Source organism: Methylobacterium sp. (genome assembly GCF_019750675.1).
Taxonomy (GTDB): domain Bacteria; phylum Pseudomonadota; class Alphaproteobacteria; order Rhizobiales; family Beijerinckiaceae; genus Methylobacterium.
In genome coordinates this window covers 1-3257 of record NZ_JAIEOF010000108.1, presented here as the reverse complement: position 1 = coordinate 3257, position 3257 = coordinate 1, and the positions used below count along the sequence as shown (strand labels likewise).

The 3257-nt window shown below is 74.6% G+C and carries 2 protein-coding genes; both read left to right on the top strand.

What is annotated here, in order from left to right:
* On the top strand, positions 1-1905 hold a 1905-nt coding region (locus K2X24_RS05670), incomplete at its 5' end, for a hypothetical protein (protein ID WP_366934445.1).
* Positions 1906-2043: 138 nt separating this feature from the next.
* Positions 2044-3257 (top strand): heme biosynthesis HemY N-terminal domain-containing protein (locus tag K2X24_RS05665; protein ID WP_292495521.1); only part of this gene is annotated, 1214 nt, incomplete at its 3' end.

Sequence of the window (3257 nt, the reverse complement as noted above, 5' to 3'; positions counted from 1 at the left end):
GGCAAGTCCGAACCAGGCAAGTCCGAGCCGGGCAAGTCCGAACAGAAGGCGGACGCCGGTATCGGGGGTGCCAAGCCGGACGCTCTCAAGCCGGATGCGCCCAAGGGCGATGCCCCCAAGACTGCGGACGCCAAGCCCGACCCGACGCGAACTGGCGCCTTCGGCGGCCCCCAGAGCGGCGCGCGCCCGGCGGGCTCGGTGACCGACGGTCCGATCATCGACCTGAAGGCCAAGCGCCTGCCCGATCCCGTTCCGCCCGCCAAGCCGGGGGCCACGGCCGCGGCCGGCGCAGGCTCCACCATGTCCGGCAAGACCACGGACGCCAAGCCGAGTGACGCCAAGCCGGGCGAGACGAAGCCCGGCGAGATCAAGCCCGGTGACGTGCGTGCGTCCGATGTGAAGGCCGCGGAGGCTCTCAAGCCAGGGGCCGGGAGCGATGCGGGCGCCAAGCCGCCCGGTTCCGCCACGCCACGGATTTCGCCAGCCGCAGCCGCCACCACGCCGCCCCCCGCAGCGCGCGGACCGGGCTTCGGCTCCCTCGCCACCGCCGGCCTCCTGGGCGGTGTGGTCGGAGCCGGGCTGCTCTTCGGCGTAGAGCGCAGCGGCCTGCTGCATCAGACCGACGATGGCCGTCTCGCCGCCCTCGACCAGCGCATCGCCGCCCTCGCCCCGAAGGATGCGGTGGCGGGCCTCGACAAGCGCATCGCCGCCAACGAGGCCGCCGTGAAGGCCGTGCCGGAGGCCCTGGCGAAGGCGCGCGAGGCCCTGGAGAAGGCGAGCGCGACCCCAGCCCCGGCTGCCCCGGCGGCCGAGGGTTCGGCCCCGGCTGCCCCTGCGATCCCGTCCGACCTGGCCGCGCGCCTCGACGCCCTCGATCAGCGCGTCTCCGCGCTCCAGGAGGAGCCGGGCCGCGACCAGGGCAGCGACGCCCGGATGGCGGTGACGCAGCCCGGCGCGAGCACGGCTCAGGTCAGCGCCCTCGAGGAGCGCCTGAAGTCGCTCGAAGGCAAGATCGACGCGGCCCCCAAGCCCGCCGAGGTGCCCGACCTCGCGCCGAAGATTGCGGCCCTCCAGGGTGATGTCGAGGCACGGACCAAGGCGAATGCCGAGGCGGCCCAGGCCGTGAGCCAGAAGGTGGCGGCGCTGCAATCGTCCCTGGAGGCGCGCATCCAGGCCGCGACGGAGGCGGTCCAGTCCGCGACGCAGGCGAGCGAGAAGGTCGCCGACGCGAGCAAGACCCAGGCGGCCGAGGCGGCCAAGGCGGTGGAGCGCCAGCTCCAGGCCCAGGCCGAGAAGATCGCCGGCCTCGACAAGGCGGTCTCCGAGCGCGCCGAGACCGCAACGGTCCAGGCGGCCCTCCGGGTGGTCTCGGCCGACCGGATCGTCACGGCCCTCAACACCGGCGCGCCCTACGCCGACGCCCTGGCCGCCCTGCGCGGCCTGGAGCCCGGCGACCCGGCCCGCCTGACGGCCGTCGCGGCCTTCGCCGACAAGGGTGCGCCGACAGCCCGCTCCCTCGCGGCCGAATTCCGGCCGATCGCGGAGAAAATCGCGGCGAGCCGCCGGGCTGCCCAGAGCAAGGCCGTGGCGGAGAGCGGCGACATCGGTACCAAGCTGATGAGCATGGCGGAATCGATCGTGCAGGTCCGACGCGTCGAGGCACCGGCCAACGGGGGCGCGGCGAATGCGCCGGCCCCCGACACGGCGCCGAAGGTGCAGGAGGCCCTCGATCGCGGCGCGATCAAGGAAGCCGCCGAGGCGTTCGCCGCGATGCCGGAAGCGGCCCGCGCCGAGGCCGGCGAGTTCGGTACGAAGCTGCGCTCCCGAGCCGCGGCCGGCGATGCGGCGCAGGCTCTGCTCGCCGACGCCTTCAAGGGCCTGCCCGCCACCGGCGCGTCCCGTTGACCGGGTGGCTGCGCCCCGCGCCCGATCCGGCGACGGGGCGCGGTACCCTGGATTTCGCGCGGCGGCGCCCAGCGCTTCCGCCCTCCAATCTCGGTGTCGCCGGACCGGCCGACGCCACTCCCGGGAGTTTCTGATCTCATGTGGCGCGCCCTCGCCTTCCTAGCTCTCCTCGCCGTCGCCGCCTACGGCGCGACCTGGATCGCTGACCATCCCGGCACCGTCACCATCGTGTGGAACGGCTACGAGGTCGCGACGAGCCTCGCCTTCGGCCTGATCGGGGTCCTGATCGCGGCGATCCTCCTCGGCTTCGTCTGGGCGATCGTGCGCGGGTTCATCACCCTGCCGGAAACCCTGGTGCGCGGCTCACGCGAGCGGCGTCGGGCCAAGGGCTTCTCCGCCCTGTCCCGCGGCATGGTGGCCGTGGGCTCGGGCGATCCCCTGGCCGCCCGGCGCCACGCCAACGACGCCGAGCGCCTGCTCGGCGCCGAGCCGCTTGCGCTGCTGCTGAAGGCGCAGGCCGCGCAAATTTCCGGCGATCGCGAGGCGGCCGAACACGCGTTCCAGCGCATGGTCAACGATCCCGAGACCCGGGTGCTCGGCCTGCGCGGCCTCTTCGTCGAGGCGCGCCGCCGCGAGGACGATGTCTCCGCCCGCGCCTACGCGGCGGAAGCCGCCCGCCTGGCGCCCAGCGTCACCTGGGCGAACGAAGCCGTCCTGGAGGCGCAGTGCGCCGATGGCGACTGGAGCGGCGCCACCGAAACCGTGGAGCGCCGCGCCTCCATCGGCCTCATCGAGAAGGGCACCGCCCGGCGCCAGCGCGCCGTGCTGCTCACCGCCGCCGCCCAGGAGCGCGAAGCGGGCGAACCCGAGGCCGCCACCGACCGCGTCCTCAAGGCCGTCAAGCTCGCCCCCGACCTCGTGCCGGCGGCGGTACTCGCCGCGCGGTTGATGGTCCGCCGCGGCGACCTGCGCAAGGCGGCCAAGATCATCGAGACGGCCTGGCGTGCCGGGCCCCATCCGGACCTCGCCAAGACCTATGTGAGCCTGCGCACAGGCGATTCGGTGCGCGACCGCATGGCCCGCGCCGAGACGCTGGCGAAGATCTCCTCGTGGCACCCGGAAGCCCGCCTCGCGATGGCGCAGGCCGCCTACGAGGCCCGCGAGTTCGGCAAGGCCCGCGAAGCCCTCGCACCGCTGCTCGCCGACCGTCCGACGGTGCGCGCCTGCCTCGCCATGGCGCGGTTGGAGGAGGCCGAGCACGGAGCCGGCTCAGGCCGCGCCCGCGAATGGCTGGCCCGCGCGGCCCACGCGCCCCGCGACCCGCTCTGGATCGCGGATGGCGTCGCCTCCGA